Consider the following 16,730-nt stretch of genomic DNA (forward strand, 5'->3'; position numbering starts at 1 on the left):
GAAGCCGGACTGGCGAAAATCCGCATCACCGACAACGGGAATGGGATTGATGAAGACGATGTGTTGCTGGCCTTCCAACGCCACGCCACTTCAAAAATTAAAAATGAAAACGACCTATTCCGGATTCGGACCCTCGGATTCCGCGGTGAGGCCCTGCCGAGTATCGCCTCTGTGTCCAGATTGGAACTGAAAACTTCCACCGGCGAGGGTGCCGGCAACCGGGTTGTCATCGAAGGCGGCAAGGTGGAGATTTTTGAAAAAGCATCGTCGCGCCGCGGGACTGATATTACGATTACCGATTTATTTTTCAATACGCCCGCTCGATTGAAGTATATGAAAACGATTCACACCGAACTTGGGAATATTACCGATGTCGTCAACAGGCTCGCATTGTCACATCCGGAGGTTGCCTTCCGCTTGATCCATAATGACCGGAAACTGCTGCAAACTAACGGTAACGGGGATGTTAGACAGGTACTAGCTTCTATTTACGGGATGAGCATTGCGAAACAATTGGTACCGATATCGGGGAGTTCACTTGACTATAAGGTGAGTGGATTTGCCTCCATGCCTGAGGTGACGAGAGCGTCACGAAACTACATTTCCACAATGATAAACGGGCGCTTTATTAAAAACTATCCATTGGCAAAGGCGATTCAGGAGGGCTACCATACATTGCTGCCAATCGGTCGGTTCCCCATTGTACTGGTGAACATTGAGATGGACCCGCTGCTGGTGGATGTCAATGTGCACCCGTCGAAAATGGAGGTTCGCTTTAGTAAGGAAGCGGAACTGAATGAATTGGTTACGACGATTATCAAGGATGCATTTAAGACAAAGGTGCTGATTCCGACAGCTTACACTCAAGTGGCGAAAAAGGACCAGCCGAAAACAGAGCAGACTGCTTTGGCGCTTGATGAGGGGACGGTACCTAGACCTGTTTTTGTGGAAAATCCATCGCCGAAGATCCCTTTGGTACAAGAATTTATGCAGAAACCAGAACCTAGAGTTGTGGAAGAGGTTCATGAACCTCAAAACTGGATGGCTGCCAATCCATTTCAAGTTGCGGTAGAAAAATTTGAAGAGCAGGTTGAAATTCCTGAGGTAACGGCTTCTGTTGAAGCTGGTGATACTTCATCCGAAAGCCGGGTGCCCCGGATGTATCCAATTGGGCAAATGCACGGAACGTATATTTTCGCCCAGAATGAAAATGGCCTATATATCATAGACCAGCACGCCGCCCAGGAACGGTTGAAATATGAGTACTTTCGCGAAAAAGTGGGACAGGTTGCTTCTGAGCTTCAGGAGATGTTAATGCCGTTGACCTTTGAATATTCGACTGATGATTATATAAAAATCTCGGAAAATATTCATGAGCTTGAAGAAGTCGGGGTATTTTTGGAGGAGTTTGGGCTCAACAGTTTCATAGTCCGGTCGCACCCAGCGTGGTTTCCGAAGGGTGAGGAAAAGCAAATCATCGAAGATATGATCGAGCAGTTGCTGGCGATGAAGAGAGTCGATATTAAAAAATTGCGCGAGGAAGCCGCGATTATGATGAGCTGCAAAGCGTCGATCAAGGCCAATCGCCATCTGCGGACTGATGAAATACAGGCCTTGCTCGACGATTTGCGAAAAGCGTCCGACCCGTTCACCTGCCCACATGGCAGACCGATCATTGTGCATTACTCGATTTATGAAATGGAAAAGATGTTTAAGAGGGTTATGTAAAGGGGAAAAGCGCATTCTCATTCGATAACGGGTTCCGTTACCTATCCTAAACATTAAACATGAAACTTAAAATGAGTGCCAAATTGTGAATGTGAATTTGGCACTCATTTTTTATTGATGTAAAGAGATAAATAAAATTTGTATAGGAAAATCCACCCCAATTTGTAAGGGTGCAATAGCTGCTGTATCGATGCGATTTTTATTACATTTTTGTTAAAAACTAATGTCAACCAAACAAATAAATGTGTTAACATTAAAGATAAAGAATAATTAGTTTTGTTGGGAGGTTTAAAATTGAAGAATAGAATTATTGCACTTATAGGTAGTTTTTTTGTTTTTGCTGCTGGTTTACTTAGAATATTCAATGAGTCGCTTTCCTCAACGCCTCTATTCGTAGCATATGTATTCATAATCACAGGATTCATTGGAATTGTTGCTAACGGATTAAAGTTAAAAGAATCAAAAAACAACTAAAATGGTTTTGGTTATTTTTAATTACCTAAAGTGGCTTTAGTCCTTCCTAAATTTAAACCATATGTAGCCTAAGTTCATATTAGCTTGGGCTATTTTTAAAATTTAAAAAAGCACCGCAAATACGGTGCAAATTGATATGCATGTTATCATATGTTTCTTCCCGCAAGGAAGAATTTTGGTAGGTCATGGTAAAAATATTGCTTTCATTCTTTCTGCTAGCAAGTATTTTGGGGGCACGGTAAGAATAAAGCCGTCATTCTTCCCGCCAGCAGGAATTTCCGAAGGGAACGGTAAAAATAAATCCCTCATTCTTCCTGCCAGCAAGAATTTCCGAAGTTCACGGTAAAAATAAAGCCGTCATTCTTCCCGCGAGCAAGAATATCAGGAGTCAAGTCCATTCTTTTGTGTAAAAGTGTCAATAATGTTTTTCAACCAATTAATAAATTTATTAATAAATGGTGTTAGNGATTTTCTTGGTCGAAAAAAACATTTTAACACGGATCATGATTGATGACCTTTCTTTTTACACAATTATATAGACTTAATCTATCAGAAGTTCACGGTAAAAATAAAGCCGTCATTCTTCCCGCGAGCAAGAATATCAGAAGTTCACGGTAAAAATAAAGCCGTTATTCTTCCCGCGGGCAAGAATTACCGAAGTTCACGGTAAAAATAAAGCCGTCATTCTTCCCGCGAGCAAGAATTTTGGAAGGTCACGGTAAAAATAAACCCCTCATTCTTCCCGGGGGCAAGAATTTCCGACGGACACGGTAAAAATAAAGCCGTCATTCTTCCCACCAGCAGGAATTTTTGGGGGGCACGGTAAAAATAAAGCCGTTATTCTTCCCGCCACCAAGAATTCTCGAACCCAACGGTAAAAAAATACAACCCCTTACTTCACCACAGCATGCACCTTGTTCAAATACTGCAAGGCCATCCCGGTACCGACCACCACGGATTCGAGCGGGCTTTGCGCCAACTGGACCGGAACCACAATCTCCTTGCTCAACCATTCTTCCATTCCCTTCAATAGGGAACCGCCGCCAGTCAAAATTACGCCGCGGTCCACGATATCACCGCTCAGCTCGGCAGGGCAGTCCTCGAGAGTGGCGCGAATGGCCTCCAGGATATGCAATAATGGCTCTTTTAAAGCATTGCGAATTTCATAGGATGATAGTTTCACCGTTTTTGGCAGGCCGGACACGAGATCTCGTCCGCGGACATCCATAAACAGTTCCTCGTGGTCTATCAAGGCATAACCGATTTCCATTTTAATATTCTCGGCAGTCCGTTCGCCAATCAACACATTGTATTCCTTGCGGACGTATTGGATAATATCATCATCCAACCGGTCGCCGCCCACTTTAATAGAATGATAGGCAACCACGCCTCCGAACGAAATGATCGCCACCTCGGTGTTGCCGCCGCCGATGTCAACGACAACATTCGCTACCGGTTCATCGACAGGAAGGCCAGCACCAATCGCTGCTGCCACAGGCTCTTCAATTAAACTTATTTTTTTAGCACCGGCGTTTCTGACTGCATCCTGAATCGCTCTCCGTTCCACACTTGTCGACCCGGCAGGAATACAAACCGCGACATTCGGCTTGCGCATTGCAAACCCAATTTTCTTCGATGCTTTGCGCATGATTTCCTTCAGCATCTCAGTGGTAAGGTCAAAATCGGCAATGACCCCATCCTTAAGCGGGCGGATTGCAATTATTTTTTCAGGTGTTTTTCCGAGCATTTCCTTAGCCTCGGTTCCAACTGCCACGATCTTTTTCGTTACTGTGTCAATCGCGACAACTGATGGCTCATTCAGAGCAATTCCTTTATTTTTGCTGTAAACCAATGTATTGGCTGTTCCTAAATCTATTCCCATATCAAATGTTTGTAACATTTTTCATCACCTAGTTTCATGAATTTCGTCAAACTACAACAAATTGCGAGTTGTATTTACAAAATACTTTACGTATAAGCCTAACATGATTTTGGGGGTGGAAAGCGCTTTGTAAATGAACCGTTATCGATTTGTAATGAATGAGGAAAAAAATTCTTTCATTTGAAATAAATTTGAAACGCATATAAAAGATATTTTTTGACTATACTTATTTGATGTTCAACTGCTTTTTAAATTTGTGTTACGATAAAGGTGTGAAAGTCAAAATTTCACAGGAAAAAGCGACAAGGCAGTGTGAAAAGATTGGATGCAAAACAAAAATTATTAGTCATCATCGGACCAACCGCGGTTGGAAAAACGAAACTGAGCATTGAAATGGCCAAAAAATTTAACGGTGAAATCATCAGCGGGGATTCGATGCAGATTTACCGGGGAATGGACATTGGGACGGCGAAAATCAAAGAGGAAGAGATGGAAGGGATTCCCCATTATTTAATTGATATCAAGGAACCTAATGAAAATTTTTCCGTGGCTGAATTTCAGTCACTGGTTCGTGATAAAATAACGGAGACTGCCAAAAACGGAAAACTTCCCATCATTGTGGGCGGGACTGGACTTTATATTCAATCTGTCATTTATGATTATCAATTTTCCGATGTGCCTGGTGATGAAGAGCTCCGTCACAAGCTTGAAGAACGGCTAAAGGAAATCGGCCATGATGCATTGTACAAAGAGCTGCAGGAAATTGATCCGGAAAGCGCCGAACAAATCCATCCCAACAATAGCCGCAGGGTGATCCGTGCCCTTGAAATCTACTATCTTACAGGAAAAACCCGTCACGAGTATCAAAATGCACAGCAGCCAGACCTTTTGTACGATACCGCGATTATCGGATTAACCATGGACAGGGAGCTGTTGTACGAGCGAATTAATGCCCGGGTTGATATAATGGTAAACGAAGGTCTTTTGGGTGAGGTGAAATCCTTGTACAACCGGGGCTTGCGCGAGTGCCAATCGATTCAGGCCATTGGATACAAAGAAATTTATCAATATTTGGATGGTGATATTCCCTTTGAACAGGCGATTGAGACTCTGAAGCAAAACTCCAGGCGCTATGCGAAGAGACAATTAACTTGGTTTCGTAACAAAATGAAGGTAAAATGGTTTGATGTAACAGATGTGAACAATTTTTCTCAAAAAATAAAGGAAATTTCACAATATGTTGAAGGAAAGCTTGGAGTAAAATCGAATACATATTAGTAGAGATAAAAGAGGAGGATATTTATCATGAAAACGTCGATTAACATTCAAGATCAATTTTTAAACCAGTGCCGGAAAGATAACACTCATGTAACCGTATTCCTGCTGAACGGATTCCAATTAAGAGGCCAAATTAAAGGCTTTGATAATTTTACCGTGTTATTTGAATCAGAGGGGAAACAGCAATTAGTGTATAAGCATGCCATTTCCACTTTTGCACCGTTAAAATACGTCCAGCTTGATCTTGACAATCAATAAAATGCGACAAACTTGAGCCCATGATTTTAGGGCTCTTTTTTATTTTCAGGAAATCTTTTTAATGAAATTCCAAGGCAGTGAATACATATAAAATGAAGCATTATGCTTTTCTTGAAACATTTGTACATTCCCACAAATGACCTGACGCTGCAAAATGAGAGGTGAAAGCTTTGGACCAACATAATCGCATGAAAAGCAACGGTCAAATTAGGGTTGTTCTCAACTCCCAGAAGAGAAAAAACGTAACAAAAGAGTTACCCGACTTCCAAGTTGCTCCAAAGGTGATTCCCCCTGAGCATTCGGCGCTAAAGGAAATCGAAGACGAGCTCGGGGCTTTGGTTGGTATGGAAGAAATGAAGCGAACCATTAAAGAAATATATGCTTGGATTTATGTGAATAAAAAACGCGAGGAAATGGGACTTAAGGCGAAAAAGCAAGCGCTCCATATGATGTTTAAAGGCAATCCAGGAACCGGAAAAACAACGGTTGCGAGGCTGATCGGCAAGCTTTTTCAAAAGATGAACGTCCTTTCCAAAGGCCACCTGATTGAGGCGGAGCGTGCCGACCTCGTCGGTGAATATATTGGCCATACAGCTCAGAAAACGAGGGATTTAATCAAGAAGGCACAGGGCGGAATCTTGTTTATTGATGAGGCCTATTCACTCGGTCGCGGCGGGGAAAAGGATTTTGGCAAGGAGGCCATCGACACGCTGGTTAAGCATATGGAGGATAAGCAGCACGAGTTTATCCTGATTCTCGCCGGTTATTCTCGGGAGATGGACTATTTTTTATCATTGAATCCTGGATTGCATTCCCGGTTTCCGTTGGTGATTGATTTTCCAGATTACGACATTCATCAGCTCATGGAGATTGGGGCCAGAATGCTGAAAGAGCGAGAGTACACCTTGAGTCATGAGGCTGAAAAGAAGATTAGGGACCATTTAATTTGGGTAAAGTCTGCGTTAACCCCGAACAGTTTTTCAAACGGTCGGTATGTACGGAACATCATCGAAAAATCGATTCGCGCCCAAGCAATGCGGCTGCTTATGCTTAACAATTATGACCGTCATGATTTAATGACGATTCGCAGCAATGACTTGGTGTTTGAAGAAGATAATTAGAAAAGCGGAAGCGCCTTGACCAGCCCCGACAAGCTTAAGACGTAACCCGTAGGACGGGCCTGCCCTCCGGAGGGGGACGGCTTAAGACCTCGAGGGGCTAGGCGCTGGAGCTAGACAAGAAAAAATCGGCGGTTCGCTATAGACCGCCGATTTTTTAGTGCGTCCCGAGTCTCCGTGAAGGCAGTTTACAACCAGGAAATTACAATAAGTTTTTTATGGGAAAAATAGTGTATCAGGATGTTTTTTGTTAAGATGAGAAATAGAGTATTCCGGAAGGGAAGGATGTCTTTTGGAACAAAGAGAAACAAAGGAAAAAGTTGTGTTAGTCGGCTGTCAGACCGATGATGACGATTTACGGTTCCAATATTCTATGGATGAACTGGAATCACTAACGGAAACAGCTCAAGGAGAAGTTCTGGCTTCACTCGTTCAAAAGCGCGAGCGTATCCACCCGGCAACCTATATCGGAAAAGGAAAAGTCGAAGAATTGCAGGCGCTCGTTGAAGAACTGGAGGCAGACCTGGTCATCTTTAATGATGAATTGTCACCGAGTCAGAAACGGAATCTTTCTTCGGGAATCAATGCGCTAATCATCGACCGAACACAGCTCATTTTGGATATATTTGCCCAACGTGCCCGTTCGAAAGAAGGAAAGCTTCAGGTTGAACTGGCCCAGTTGCAGTACATATTGCCACGCCTTGCCGGCCAGGGAACAGCCCTATCAAGGTTGGGTGCCGGGATTGGAACAAGAGGTCCGGGTGAAACCAAACTGGAATCCGATCGGCGCCATATTCGTCGCCGGATTGATGATATTAAAAGCCAGCTTTCCGTCATCGTCCAGCACCGCGACCGCTACCGGGAACGTCGCAAGAAAAACAAAACGTTTCAAGTCGCCATCGTTGGCTATACGAACGCCGGAAAATCAACCTTGTTTAATCGATTGTCCGAAGCGGATTCTTATGAGGAAAATCAATTGTTTGCAACACTCGATCCGATGACCCGTAAATTGATTCTGCCAAGCGGCTTTTTGGCGTTAATTACCGATACGGTCGGGTTTATTCAAGATTTGCCGACAGCGTTAATTGCCGCATTTCGTTCCACGCTAGAAGAGGTGAAGGAAGCCGATTTGCTGCTGCACGTTGTTGACATGTCTAATCAAGATTACTTTCAGCATGAAAAAACGGTCAATAAACTGCTGGAGGACCTTGATGTAAAGGACATTCCGCAGTTAACCGTATATAATAAGCGGGACATCCAGAATACTGATTTCGTGCCAACTGCCGATACGCCGACTGTCTTCATTAGTGCATTTGAGGAAAATGACCGGCAGGCATTAAAGTTGAAAATTGAACAAGTCTTGATGGGAATGATGAAGCCATATGAAGTTCTTGTTCCGTCGACTGAAGGAAAACTGTTGTCACAGTTGAAAAATGGCACAATACTACGAGAATTGGTATTTGATGAAGACATTCAAGCGTACCGTTGTAAGGGTTATTCATTGGAGGACCATCAAATCACCGGACAATTACAGAAATTTAATGTGAGATAGGAGAACAGCAAGATGTTTCAACAGCTAAAAAATGGGGAAAAACTTCAACACATCGTTAAAGAAGTAGAACAGCAAATCGCGGAAGTGCATAAAGGAATCGACGAAAAAATTGAAAAGAATCAGTTCCGGGTCCTACAGAGCTACCAAAAGCATCGGGTTAGCGACTCGCATTTTATCCCGTCAACCGGCTACGGATACGACGATATTGGGCGGGATACGCTGGAAGCGGTATACGCCGATGTATTTGGCGGCGAGGCCGGCCTGGTCCGTCCGCAAATTATTTCCGGCACCCACGCCATATCTATCGCTTTATTCGGTGTCCTGCGCCCAGGCGATGAACTGCTTTATATCACCGGAAAACCATATGATACACTTGAAGAAATTGTCGGAATCCGCGGCAACGGCGTAGGTTCACTGAGGGAATTTGGGATTTCCTATGATAGCGTATCGTTGACAAGTGAAGGTGGGATTGACTGGGATTCAGTCGCCAAGAAAATTAAACCAAACACAAAAATGATTGGGATTCAGCGCTCTAAAGGCTACGCGGTCCGGCCATCCTTTACGGTTGCTGAAATTGGCGAAATGATTCGCTTTGTCAAGTTAATCAAGCACGATGTTGTCGTATTTGTAGATAATTGCTACGGAGAATTTGTTGAAGAAATCGAGCCTTGTCATGTCGGTGCAGATTTGATGGCAGGGTCGTTAATAAAAAATCCTGGCGGCGGCATCGTCAAAACCGGAGGATATATCGTTGGCAAGAAACGGTGGGTCGAAGCGTGTTCTTACCGGATGACCTCTCCTGGAATCGGAGCAGAGGCAGGTGCTTCTTTGTATAGCCTGCAGGAAATGTATCAAGGCTTTTTCCTCGCCCCGCATGTTGTCGGACAGGCATTAAAGGGAGCGGTTTTCACCGCGGCCTTGCTTGAAAAATTAGGAATGAACTCCTCGCCGAAATGGGATGCAAAACGAACGGATTTAATCCAATCGGTCCAATTTGACGACCGCGATAAAATGGTGGCTTTCTGCCAGGCGATCCAGTTCGCTTCGCCAATTAATTCTTATGTCACACCTCATCCAAGCTATATGCCTGGTTATGAGGATGATGTCATAATGGCAGCCGGAACGTTTATTCAAGGGGCGAGCATCGAATTAACGGCAGACGGCCCGATTCGCCCACCGTATGTGGCTTATGTTCAAGGCGGCCTTACCTATGCTCATGTCAAAATGGCGGTCTGTCTCGCTGTGGACCATCTGGCAGAAAAAGGGTTAATCGAAATTTAATTAGGCAGAAATACCGAAGAGCAGCTAAAAATGCTGTTCTTTTTTCATGCAAAAAAATCCATGTTAGATTATCTAACATGAGATTGACATCTTTTATAACATTAAAATATAATAGCAATATAAATTAACAGAAGGAGGAGAAATTCAGGTGAGCGGAAAAGAAATTCGCCGTTCCATGCCACTGTTTCCGATCGGAACGGTCATGCAGTTAACCGAATTAACGGCTAGACAAATCCGATATTATGAAGAGCACCAATTGATTTCTCCAGCAAGAACAGAAGGAAACAGACGTCTATTTAGCCTTAACGATATCGACAGGCTTTTGGAAATTAAGGACTTGATCGATCAAGGGGTGAATATGGCTGGCATTAAACAGCTTTTCTTGGTCAAAGAACAGCATGCAACTTCACAAGTACAGCAAATCGAAAAAGTGAAGCGGGAGTTAACCGATGAGGAACTGAGAAAGCTACTTCGCAACGAATTAATGCATTCAGGCAGACAGAATCGGTCATCATTGCGTCAAGGCGATCTATCGCGCTTTTTCCATTAATTTTTTCAAAAAACGGGAGGGTTTACAATGTCGAGATTTACAAAAGATGATATTAAACGTATGGCAAAAGAGGAGAATGTTAAATTTATCCGGCTGCAGTTTACGGATATTCTCGGAACGATTAAAAACGTAGAAATCCCAATTAGCCAATTGGAAAAAGCGCTTGACAACAAAATGATGTTTGATGGTTCTTCTATTGAAGGTTTCGTACGGATCGAAGAATCGGATATGTACTTATTTCCAGACTTGGATACATGGGTGGTATTCCCTTGGACAGCGGAAAAAGGCAAGGTTGCCCGGTTAATTTGCGATATTTCTAATCCGGATGGAACTCCGTTTGCTGGCGATCCGCGCAGTAACCTAAAGCGCGTATTAAGGGAAATGGAAGAGCTTGGGTTTACTGATTTTAATCTTGGACCTGAGCCGGAATTTTTCTTATTTAAATTAGATGAAAAAGGAGAGCCAACTTTAGAGTTGAATGACAAAGGCGGATACTTTGATTTCGCGCCGACTGACCTTGGCGAAAACTGCCGCCGTGATATCGTGCTAGAATTGGAAGAAATGGGCTTTGAAATTGAAGCATCTCACCATGAGGTTGGACCTGGCCAGCATGAAATTGATTTTAAATATGCAGATGCGTTAACGGCCTGTGACCAAATTCAAACCTTTAAGCTTGTCGTAAAAACAATTGCCCGCAAGCACGGCTTGCACGCAACGTTCATGCCTAAACCATTGTTTGGCGTTGCTGGTTCTGGAATGCACATGAACCTTTCATTATTTAATGAAGGAAAAAATACTTTCTTTGATCCGACAGGCGACTTGCAGTTGAGTGATACGGCCCGCCAATTTATCGCCGGTGTCCTGAAACACGCAACATCATTTACAGCTGTAACAAATCCGACAGTCAACTCGTATAAGCGTCTTGTTCCTGGTTACGAGGCCCCATGCTATGTAGCTTGGTCCGCCCAAAACCGTTCACCGCTTGTCCGAATCCCTGCATCACGTGGCATGAGCACACGGATTGAGGTTCGCAGTGTTGACCCGTCTGCAAACCCATATTTGGCAATGGCCGTTCTATTGAAGGCAGGCCTCGATGGAATCAAGAACAAATTGACTCCACCTGCACCAGTGGACCGTAACATCTATGTGATGTCGACTGAAGAGCGTGCCGAGGAAGGGATCATCGATCTTCCGGCAACCTTGGCTCAAGCGTTACACCTGTTAAAGGCCAATAAAGTGATTGTTGATGGTCTTGGTGACCACATCTTCGAACGCTTCCTTGATGCGAAAGAGATTGAGTGGGATATGTTCCGCACCGTCGTGCATCCATGGGAGCGCGAGCAGTATATGAGCATGTATTAATAAAGAGAGAAATGGAGCCTTGTCCGTCCCTTTAGTGGGGGCTGGATGGGGCTTTTTGTTTTGGGGTGGTTGTGTCGATCCGTCGCGGTGTAGGAAGGGGTCATGTGAACTTTTCGTGGGTAAATCAGCAGACGGTAAAAATAAAGGCGTTTATTTACCCGTTGCATCAAAAAAGGGAAGTCAGCGGTAAAAATAAAGGCGTCTATTTGCCCGTTCCATAAAAAAAGCCAAGCCAGCGGTAAAAATGAGGGCATCTATTTTCCCGTTGCATCAAAAAAGGGAAGTCAGCGGTAAAAATAAAGGCGTCTATTTGCCCGTTCCATAAAAAAAGCCAAGCCAGCGGTAAAAATGAGGGCATCTATTTTCCCGTTGCATCAAAAAAGGGAAGCCAGCGGTAAAAATGAGGGCGTGTATTTACCCCTTGCATCAAAAAAGGGAAGCCAGCGGTAAAAATGAAGGCGTCTATTTTCCCGTTGCATCAAAAAAGGGAAGTCAGCGGTAAAAATGAAGGCGTCTATTTACCCGCTGCGCTCGAAAAACCAAGTCGGCGGTAAAAATAAAGCCGTCAATTTACCCGCTGCCCCCGAAAAACCAAGCCAGCGGTAAAAATGAAGGCGTCTATTTGCCCGTTGCATTCAAAAAACCAAGCCAAAGTTAAAAATAAGATCCTCTTTTTACCTGTTCCATTAAAAAAACCAACCATACGTAAAAAAAGCCCATTTCCCTTAACGGAAAATGGACTCAACTCCTCGCGAATACCTTATTCAAACTCTTGTAATTAATGAATCTGCCGATAAACCCCAATTACTTTACCCAAAATAGAAACATTCTTTAAAATAATCGGTTCCATCGCAGAGTTCTCCGGCTGCAAACGGATATAATCCTTTTCCTTAAAGAATCTCTTACAAGTAGCCTCATCTTCCTCTGTCATTGCGACAACGATATCGCCGTTATTAGCGGACGGCTGCTGTTTGACAATGACATAGTCACCATCAAGAATGCCCGCTTCAATCATACTCTCACCCATAATCTCGAGCATAAAAACATGTTCGCCGGAAGGTACAAGCCTCTCAGGTAGAGGGAAATATTCCTCGATATTTTCAATTGCCGTAATCGGCAAGCCGGCAGTTACCTTTCCGACAATTGGTACATTGACCACCATATTACGCGGAATATTTGATGCTTCATCCGCGTCTAAGATTTCAATGGCGCGCGGTTTGGTTGGATCCCGTCTAATCAAGCCTTTGCTTTCCAATCTGGCAAGATGGCCGTGAACAGTAGAGCTAGATGCTAGTCCAACAGCTTCGCCAATTTCCCGTACAGACGGCGGATAGCCTTTGGTCTTGACTTCACCCTTGATAAAATCAAGGATATCCTGCTGCCGCTTTGATATTTTTACCATGATAAAATGCACCTCGCCTGGTTAATGTTGACTTTATTATAACATGTTCGCCTTTTTTATACAAACATAAGTTCGAATAATTGTTGACAACAAACAAACGTTCGGATTATAATAAAAACAAATAAACGAACATACATTCCACTAAGAGGTGTTTAGTAATGAGAAAATTATGGAACCAATACTCTTATGCTATTATTTTATTAATTTTAAGCTGTGCAGCCGCAGTCTTCATATCCTTCCAAGGAAACACTAATGTTGAGAAGGAATACATAAAAGTCACTGTGTCGGAAGGGGATTCCCTTTGGGGACTATCCAAGGAATACGCTTCAATGCACTCCCTATCGAACAAAGAATTTGTCAATTGGGTAAAAAAGTATAACAAAAATGTTGATGAAAAGATTTTTCCTGGTGAAGAAATTGTCATTCCTGTCAGCGTAAACGAGCCATCCTTGACGCAATTTGCAAGCGCACCGGGTGAATAAGCATGAAAGCAATCATCTATTGCCGTGTCAGTACAAATAAAGAAACACAGGAAACCTCTTTAAAGCGACAGGAAGAGGAACTTACCCAGCTCGCGGCCCAGTATCAATTCGAAGTGGATACAATAATAAAAGAACAAGCCAGCGGCTATGACTATGAACGCGACGGCATCCTTGAGCTGCTTGAACGAATAAAAGACGAACGGGTCGAAGCAGTATTAATCCAGGACGAAACTCGCCTAGGAAGAGGCAATGCCAAAATTGCTATTTTGCATTGCATTTTAAAAGAAGGCATCAAACTCTATAGCATTTCGCACAATGGAGAATTGCAGCTTTCCGAATCCGACTCGATGGTTTTGAAAATTGTCAGCATGGTAGAGGAATACCAGCGCAAGCTCCATAATGTAAAAATTAAACGCGGCATGAAGCGGGCGATTCAGCAAGGCTACAAACCGGAGAAAAACCTAAAAAATCTTGGCGAGCATTCCGGCAGAGAAAAGATTGAGGTACCAATTGAGGAAATCTATAAACTAAGAAAAAATGGCTTAACATTTGCTGAAATCGCAGCAACCCTACGAGGTTTTGGGTACAAAATTTCTAAAGCCACAGTCCATAGAAGATATCAGGAATACATAGAGACATTAGAGGAAGTTGAGTAATGCATCCGCTTCATCACTAGTTCTGTGCCTTATACCTTACCATTTGCCTTGCCAGTTGACCATTTTTCTAGTAAAATCATTTTTTATGCAGGCAGTTTTTTTGAAAGGAATGTGCATAATGCTATCCAAAGAAAAAATGGCCAGAATCAATGAACTGGCTAGAAAAGCAAAAGCAACAGGATTAACAGAAGCCGAGGCAAAGGAGCAAACAAGTCTAAGAAGCGAGTACTTAGCCGTGTTTCGTTCTCAGATGCTTGATACCTTAACCAACACGAAAATCATTGACCCAGCAGGAAATGATGTTACGCCCAAAAAAATTAAAGATAGAAAGAAGCATAACCTTCATTAATCATCAGGAATACAGTTAAGTGTATTCCTTTTTACATATTAATTATGTACTGTGTCAAAATAAGTAACAAAGTGCTTTTAATAGCTAATTCTGTTGCAAATTGTTGAATAAAAAACCATTGACATATATTATTAATGGTGTGTTTATTATCCTAGAGATCAAGAAAGGATGTAATTGATGTTTAATTCTATTGATGAATTATCAGTAACGACGATTCGTACGCTTTCCATCGATATGATCGAGAAAGCAAATTCAGGACATCCAGGCATGCCGATGGGGGCAGCTCCAATGGCCTATACATTATGGACAAGATACATGAACCATAATCCGAAAAATCCACATTGGTTTAACCGTGACCGTTTTGTCTTATCAGCAGGGCACGGATCGGCATTGTTATACAGTATGCTTCATTTATCGGGCTATAACCTATCGATGGATGACCTGAAACAATTCCGTCAATGGGGAAGCAAGACACCTGGACATCCGGAATATCGACATACAGAAGGTGTCGAGGCAACAACAGGGCCGCTTGGCCAGGGGATTGCAATGGCGGTAGGAATGGCAATGGCTGAGCGCCATCTTGCAAGCGTCTATAACAAGGAAAAATATGAACTGGTAAATCATTTTACATACAGTATTTGTGGCGACGGAGATTTAATGGAAGGCGTTTCTGCAGAGGCTGCATCACTTGCTGGACATTTAAAATTGGGACGCTTGGTTGTTCTATATGATTCCAATGATATTTCGCTTGATGGAGATTTAGATAAGTCGTTCTCTGAAAGTGTCCAAAAGCGTTTCGACTCATACGGCTGGCAATACATTCGTGTCGAGGATGGCAATAATTTTGAGGAAATTGCCAGAGCATTGGAAGAGGCAAGAACGGACTTGGAAAGACCGACGATGATTGAAGTGAGAACAACAATCGGTTATGGTTCCCCAAATCGTGCTGGAACATCCGGTGTTCACGGTGCACCTCTTGGCGCTGATGAGCTCAAGCTTACAAAAGAAGCTTATAAATGGACTTTCGAGGAAGATTTCCATGTGCCGCAGGAAGTTTATGAAAACTTCAAGAATCTAATCGTGGAAAATGGTGCGAAAAAGGAAAAGGAATGGGATGACCAATTCGCCCAATATAAAAATGAATATCCTGAACTGGCCAAACAGCTAGAGCTGGCTTTAAATAATCAACTGCCTGAAGGCTGGGACAAGGATGTACCTGTTTACAGTGAAGGAAAGGCTCTTGCAACCCGTGCTTCCTCCGGTGAAGTATTAAATGGAATCGCAAAGAATCTGCCGTACTTTATCGGTGGATCTGCTGACCTTGCCGGTTCCAACAAAACGATGATTAAGGGCTCAAAGGATTATATGCCTGGCGAATATGAAGGACGCAATTTCTGGTTTGGTGTCCGCGAATTTGCCATGGGGGCTGCCATGAACGGGATGGCTCTTCACGGTGGAGTAAAGGTATTTGGCGGAACATTTTTTGTATTCTCCGATTACCTGCGTCCCGCAATCCGCCTTGCTGCGTTAATGGGCTTACCGGTAACTTACGTCTTTACTCATGACAGTATTGCTGTAGGTGAGGATGGACCTACACACGAACCGATTGAACAACTAGCTGCACTTCGGGCGATGCCAAATCTTTCGATTATTCGTCCAGGAGACGGAAATGAAGCAGCTGCCGCTTGGAAGTTGGCAGTTGAGTCAACTAATAAACCGACGGCGCTTGTGTTAACGCGCCAAGACTTACCGACCTTAAAAGGCACAGCAGAAAATGCCTATGAGGGAGTATCAAAGGGTGCTTACGTTGTTTCGCCTGCTGGTAAAGAAACAGCTGATGCCTTGCTACTGGCTACCGGTTCAGAGGTTAGCCTTGCAGTAGAAGCACAACAGGCACTTAGCGGCGAAGGTATTCACGTATCCGTTGTCAGCATGCCGTCTTGGGATCGTTTTGAACAGCAGTCTCAAGAGTACAAGGATTCAGTCCTGCCGAAAAACGTGAAAAAACGCTTGGGAATTGAAGTGGGCGCATCCTTTGGCTGGCATAAATATACCGGCGATGAGGGCGACGTTTTGGCGATTGACAAATTTGGAGCATCGGCACCTGGTGAGAAGGTTATGGACGAATACGGCTTCAACGTGAATAACGTAGTTGCCCGTGTCAAAGCACTGCTGCAAAAATAATTCTAACCAAGAGAGAATGGACTTTATGTCTGTTCTCTCTTTTTTTTACAAAAAATTGAACATTGGAAAAATAGGCAGGAAATAGAATAACATTTCTCGAATAGGTAGTGGATATAGCGCTTCGACAAAATTAGTGAAAGTTTTTGCCGTGGAAAGACAAATGTTTCCTGTCTT

The 16,730-nt window shown here is 43.4% G+C and carries 15 protein-coding genes; 13 read left to right on the top strand and 2 right to left on the bottom strand.

All coding sequences use genetic code 11. The annotated features are described in order from the left end of the window. Together mutL and AR334_RS25895 are read left to right on the top strand one after the other, a co-directional pair. On the top strand, window positions 1–1,728 hold a 1,728-nt coding region (gene mutL, locus AR334_RS25890), incomplete at its 5' end, for a DNA mismatch repair endonuclease MutL (protein ID WP_066320929.1). A gap of 294 nt (window positions 1,729–2,022) precedes the next feature. After that, complete coding sequence (locus AR334_RS25895; RefSeq protein WP_082693113.1) at window positions 2,023–2,202, top strand: hypothetical protein; 180 nt, start codon at window positions 2,023–2,025, stop codon at window positions 2,200–2,202. A gap of 892 nt (window positions 2,203–3,094) precedes the next feature. On the opposite strand, the gene mreBH is transcribed toward AR334_RS25895, so the two are convergent. Beyond that, window positions 3,095–4,102, bottom strand: a complete 1,008-nt coding sequence (mreBH, locus tag AR334_RS25900; RefSeq protein ID WP_066320933.1) for a rod-share determining protein MreBH — start codon at window positions 4,100–4,102, stop codon at window positions 3,095–3,097. Between the two features lie 303 nt (window positions 4,103–4,405). On the opposite strand from mreBH, the gene miaA reads away from it, so the two are divergent. The 7 genes from miaA to glnA all read left to right on the top strand — a co-directional run bounded on the left by miaA (window position 4,406) and on the right by glnA (window position 11,483). Next, on the top strand, window positions 4,406–5,362 hold the full coding sequence (gene miaA, locus AR334_RS25905; RefSeq protein WP_066320935.1) for a tRNA (adenosine(37)-N6)-dimethylallyltransferase MiaA: 957 nt from the start codon (window positions 4,406–4,408) through the stop codon (window positions 5,360–5,362). A gap of 27 nt (window positions 5,363–5,389) precedes the next feature. Next, window positions 5,390–5,620: an RNA chaperone Hfq gene (gene hfq / locus AR334_RS25910; RefSeq protein ID WP_066320937.1), complete on the top strand. Its 231-nt coding sequence runs from the start codon at window positions 5,390–5,392 to the stop codon at window positions 5,618–5,620. A gap of 170 nt (window positions 5,621–5,790) precedes the next feature. Continuing rightward, complete coding sequence (spoVK, locus tag AR334_RS25915; protein WP_066320939.1) at window positions 5,791–6,741, top strand: stage V sporulation protein K; 951 nt, start codon at window positions 5,791–5,793, stop codon at window positions 6,739–6,741. Between the two features lie 289 nt (window positions 6,742–7,030). Next, the gene (gene hflX, locus AR334_RS25920; RefSeq protein WP_066320941.1) at window positions 7,031–8,290 is read left to right on the top strand and encodes a GTPase HflX; all 1,260 of its coding nucleotides are present in this window, start codon (window positions 7,031–7,033) and stop codon (window positions 8,288–8,290) included. 12 nt (window positions 8,291–8,302) lie between these two features. Next, entirely contained in the window at window positions 8,303–9,571 is a 1,269-nt protein-coding gene (locus tag AR334_RS25925) for an aminotransferase class I/II-fold pyridoxal phosphate-dependent enzyme (RefSeq protein WP_066320943.1), read from the top strand. Window positions 9,572–9,719: 148 nt separating this feature from the next. Next, the gene (locus tag AR334_RS25930; protein ID WP_066320946.1) at window positions 9,720–10,121 is read left to right on the top strand and encodes a MerR family transcriptional regulator; all 402 of its coding nucleotides are present in this window, start codon (window positions 9,720–9,722) and stop codon (window positions 10,119–10,121) included. 27 nt (window positions 10,122–10,148) lie between these two features. Next, window positions 10,149–11,483 carry a type I glutamate--ammonia ligase gene (gene glnA / locus AR334_RS25935; RefSeq protein ID WP_066320955.1) on the top strand — a complete coding sequence of 445 codons (1,335 nt, stop codon included), beginning with the start codon at window positions 10,149–10,151 and terminating at the stop codon, window positions 11,481–11,483. Window positions 11,484–12,261: 778 nt separating this feature from the next. Here glnA and lexA read toward each other — a convergent pair. Beyond that, window positions 12,262–12,885: a transcriptional repressor LexA gene (gene lexA / locus AR334_RS25940; protein WP_066320957.1), complete on the bottom strand. Its 624-nt coding sequence runs from the start codon at window positions 12,883–12,885 to the stop codon at window positions 12,262–12,264. A 158-nt stretch (window positions 12,886–13,043) separates the two neighbouring features. Here lexA and AR334_RS25945 point away from each other — a divergent pair, with 158 nt between their 5' ends. The 4 genes from AR334_RS25945 (at window position 13,044) to tkt (ending at window position 16,556) form a co-directional block, all read left to right on the top strand. Beyond that, the gene (locus AR334_RS25945) at window positions 13,044–13,367 is read left to right on the top strand and encodes a LysM peptidoglycan-binding domain-containing protein (RefSeq protein ID WP_066320959.1); all 324 of its coding nucleotides are present in this window, start codon (window positions 13,044–13,046) and stop codon (window positions 13,365–13,367) included. 2 nt (window positions 13,368–13,369) lie between these two features. Further along, the gene (locus AR334_RS25950) at window positions 13,370–14,023 is read left to right on the top strand and encodes a recombinase family protein (RefSeq protein WP_066320960.1); all 654 of its coding nucleotides are present in this window, start codon (window positions 13,370–13,372) and stop codon (window positions 14,021–14,023) included. A 118-nt stretch (window positions 14,024–14,141) separates the two neighbouring features. Next, window positions 14,142–14,372 (top strand): DUF896 domain-containing protein, encoded by a 231-nt coding sequence (locus AR334_RS25955; protein ID WP_066320962.1) that lies wholly within the window; start codon window positions 14,142–14,144, stop codon window positions 14,370–14,372. A 177-nt stretch (window positions 14,373–14,549) separates the two neighbouring features. After that, window positions 14,550–16,556: a transketolase gene (gene tkt / locus AR334_RS25960; protein WP_066320964.1), complete on the top strand. Its 2,007-nt coding sequence runs from the start codon at window positions 14,550–14,552 to the stop codon at window positions 16,554–16,556. Window positions 16,557–16,730 lie beyond the last annotated feature (174 nt).

The sequence above is a fragment of the Bacillus sp. FJAT-29814 genome (assembly GCF_001510715.1).
Lineage (GTDB): Bacteria > Bacillota > Bacilli > Bacillales > Cytobacillaceae > Neobacillus.

What these genes read in the sequence shown, in the direction of transcription:
- hfq (WP_066320937.1), top strand. Translation starts at nt 5,390, where the DNA reads ATGAAAACGTCGATTAACATTCAAGATCAATTTTTAAACCAGTGCCGG.
- AR334_RS25925 (WP_066320943.1), top strand. Translation starts at nt 8,303, where the DNA reads ATGTTTCAACAGCTAAAAAATGGGGAAAAACTTCAACACATCGTTAAA.
- AR334_RS25950 (WP_066320960.1), top strand. Translation starts at nt 13,370, where the DNA reads ATGAAAGCAATCATCTATTGCCGTGTCAGTACAAATAAAGAAACACAG.
- glnA (WP_066320955.1), top strand. Translation starts at nt 10,149, where the DNA reads ATGTCGAGATTTACAAAAGATGATATTAAACGTATGGCAAAAGAGGAG.
- AR334_RS25945 (WP_066320959.1), top strand. Translation starts at nt 13,044, where the DNA reads ATGAGAAAATTATGGAACCAATACTCTTATGCTATTATTTTATTAATT.
- AR334_RS25955 (WP_066320962.1), top strand. Translation starts at nt 14,142, where the DNA reads ATGCTATCCAAAGAAAAAATGGCCAGAATCAATGAACTGGCTAGAAAA.
- tkt (WP_066320964.1), top strand. Translation starts at nt 14,550, where the DNA reads ATGTTTAATTCTATTGATGAATTATCAGTAACGACGATTCGTACGCTT.
- mreBH (WP_066320933.1), bottom strand. Translation starts at nt 4,102, where the DNA reads ATGTTACAAACATTTGATATGGGAATAGATTTAGGAACAGCCAATACA.
- lexA (WP_066320957.1), bottom strand. Translation starts at nt 12,885, where the DNA reads ATGGTAAAAATATCAAAGCGGCAGCAGGATATCCTTGATTTTATCAAG.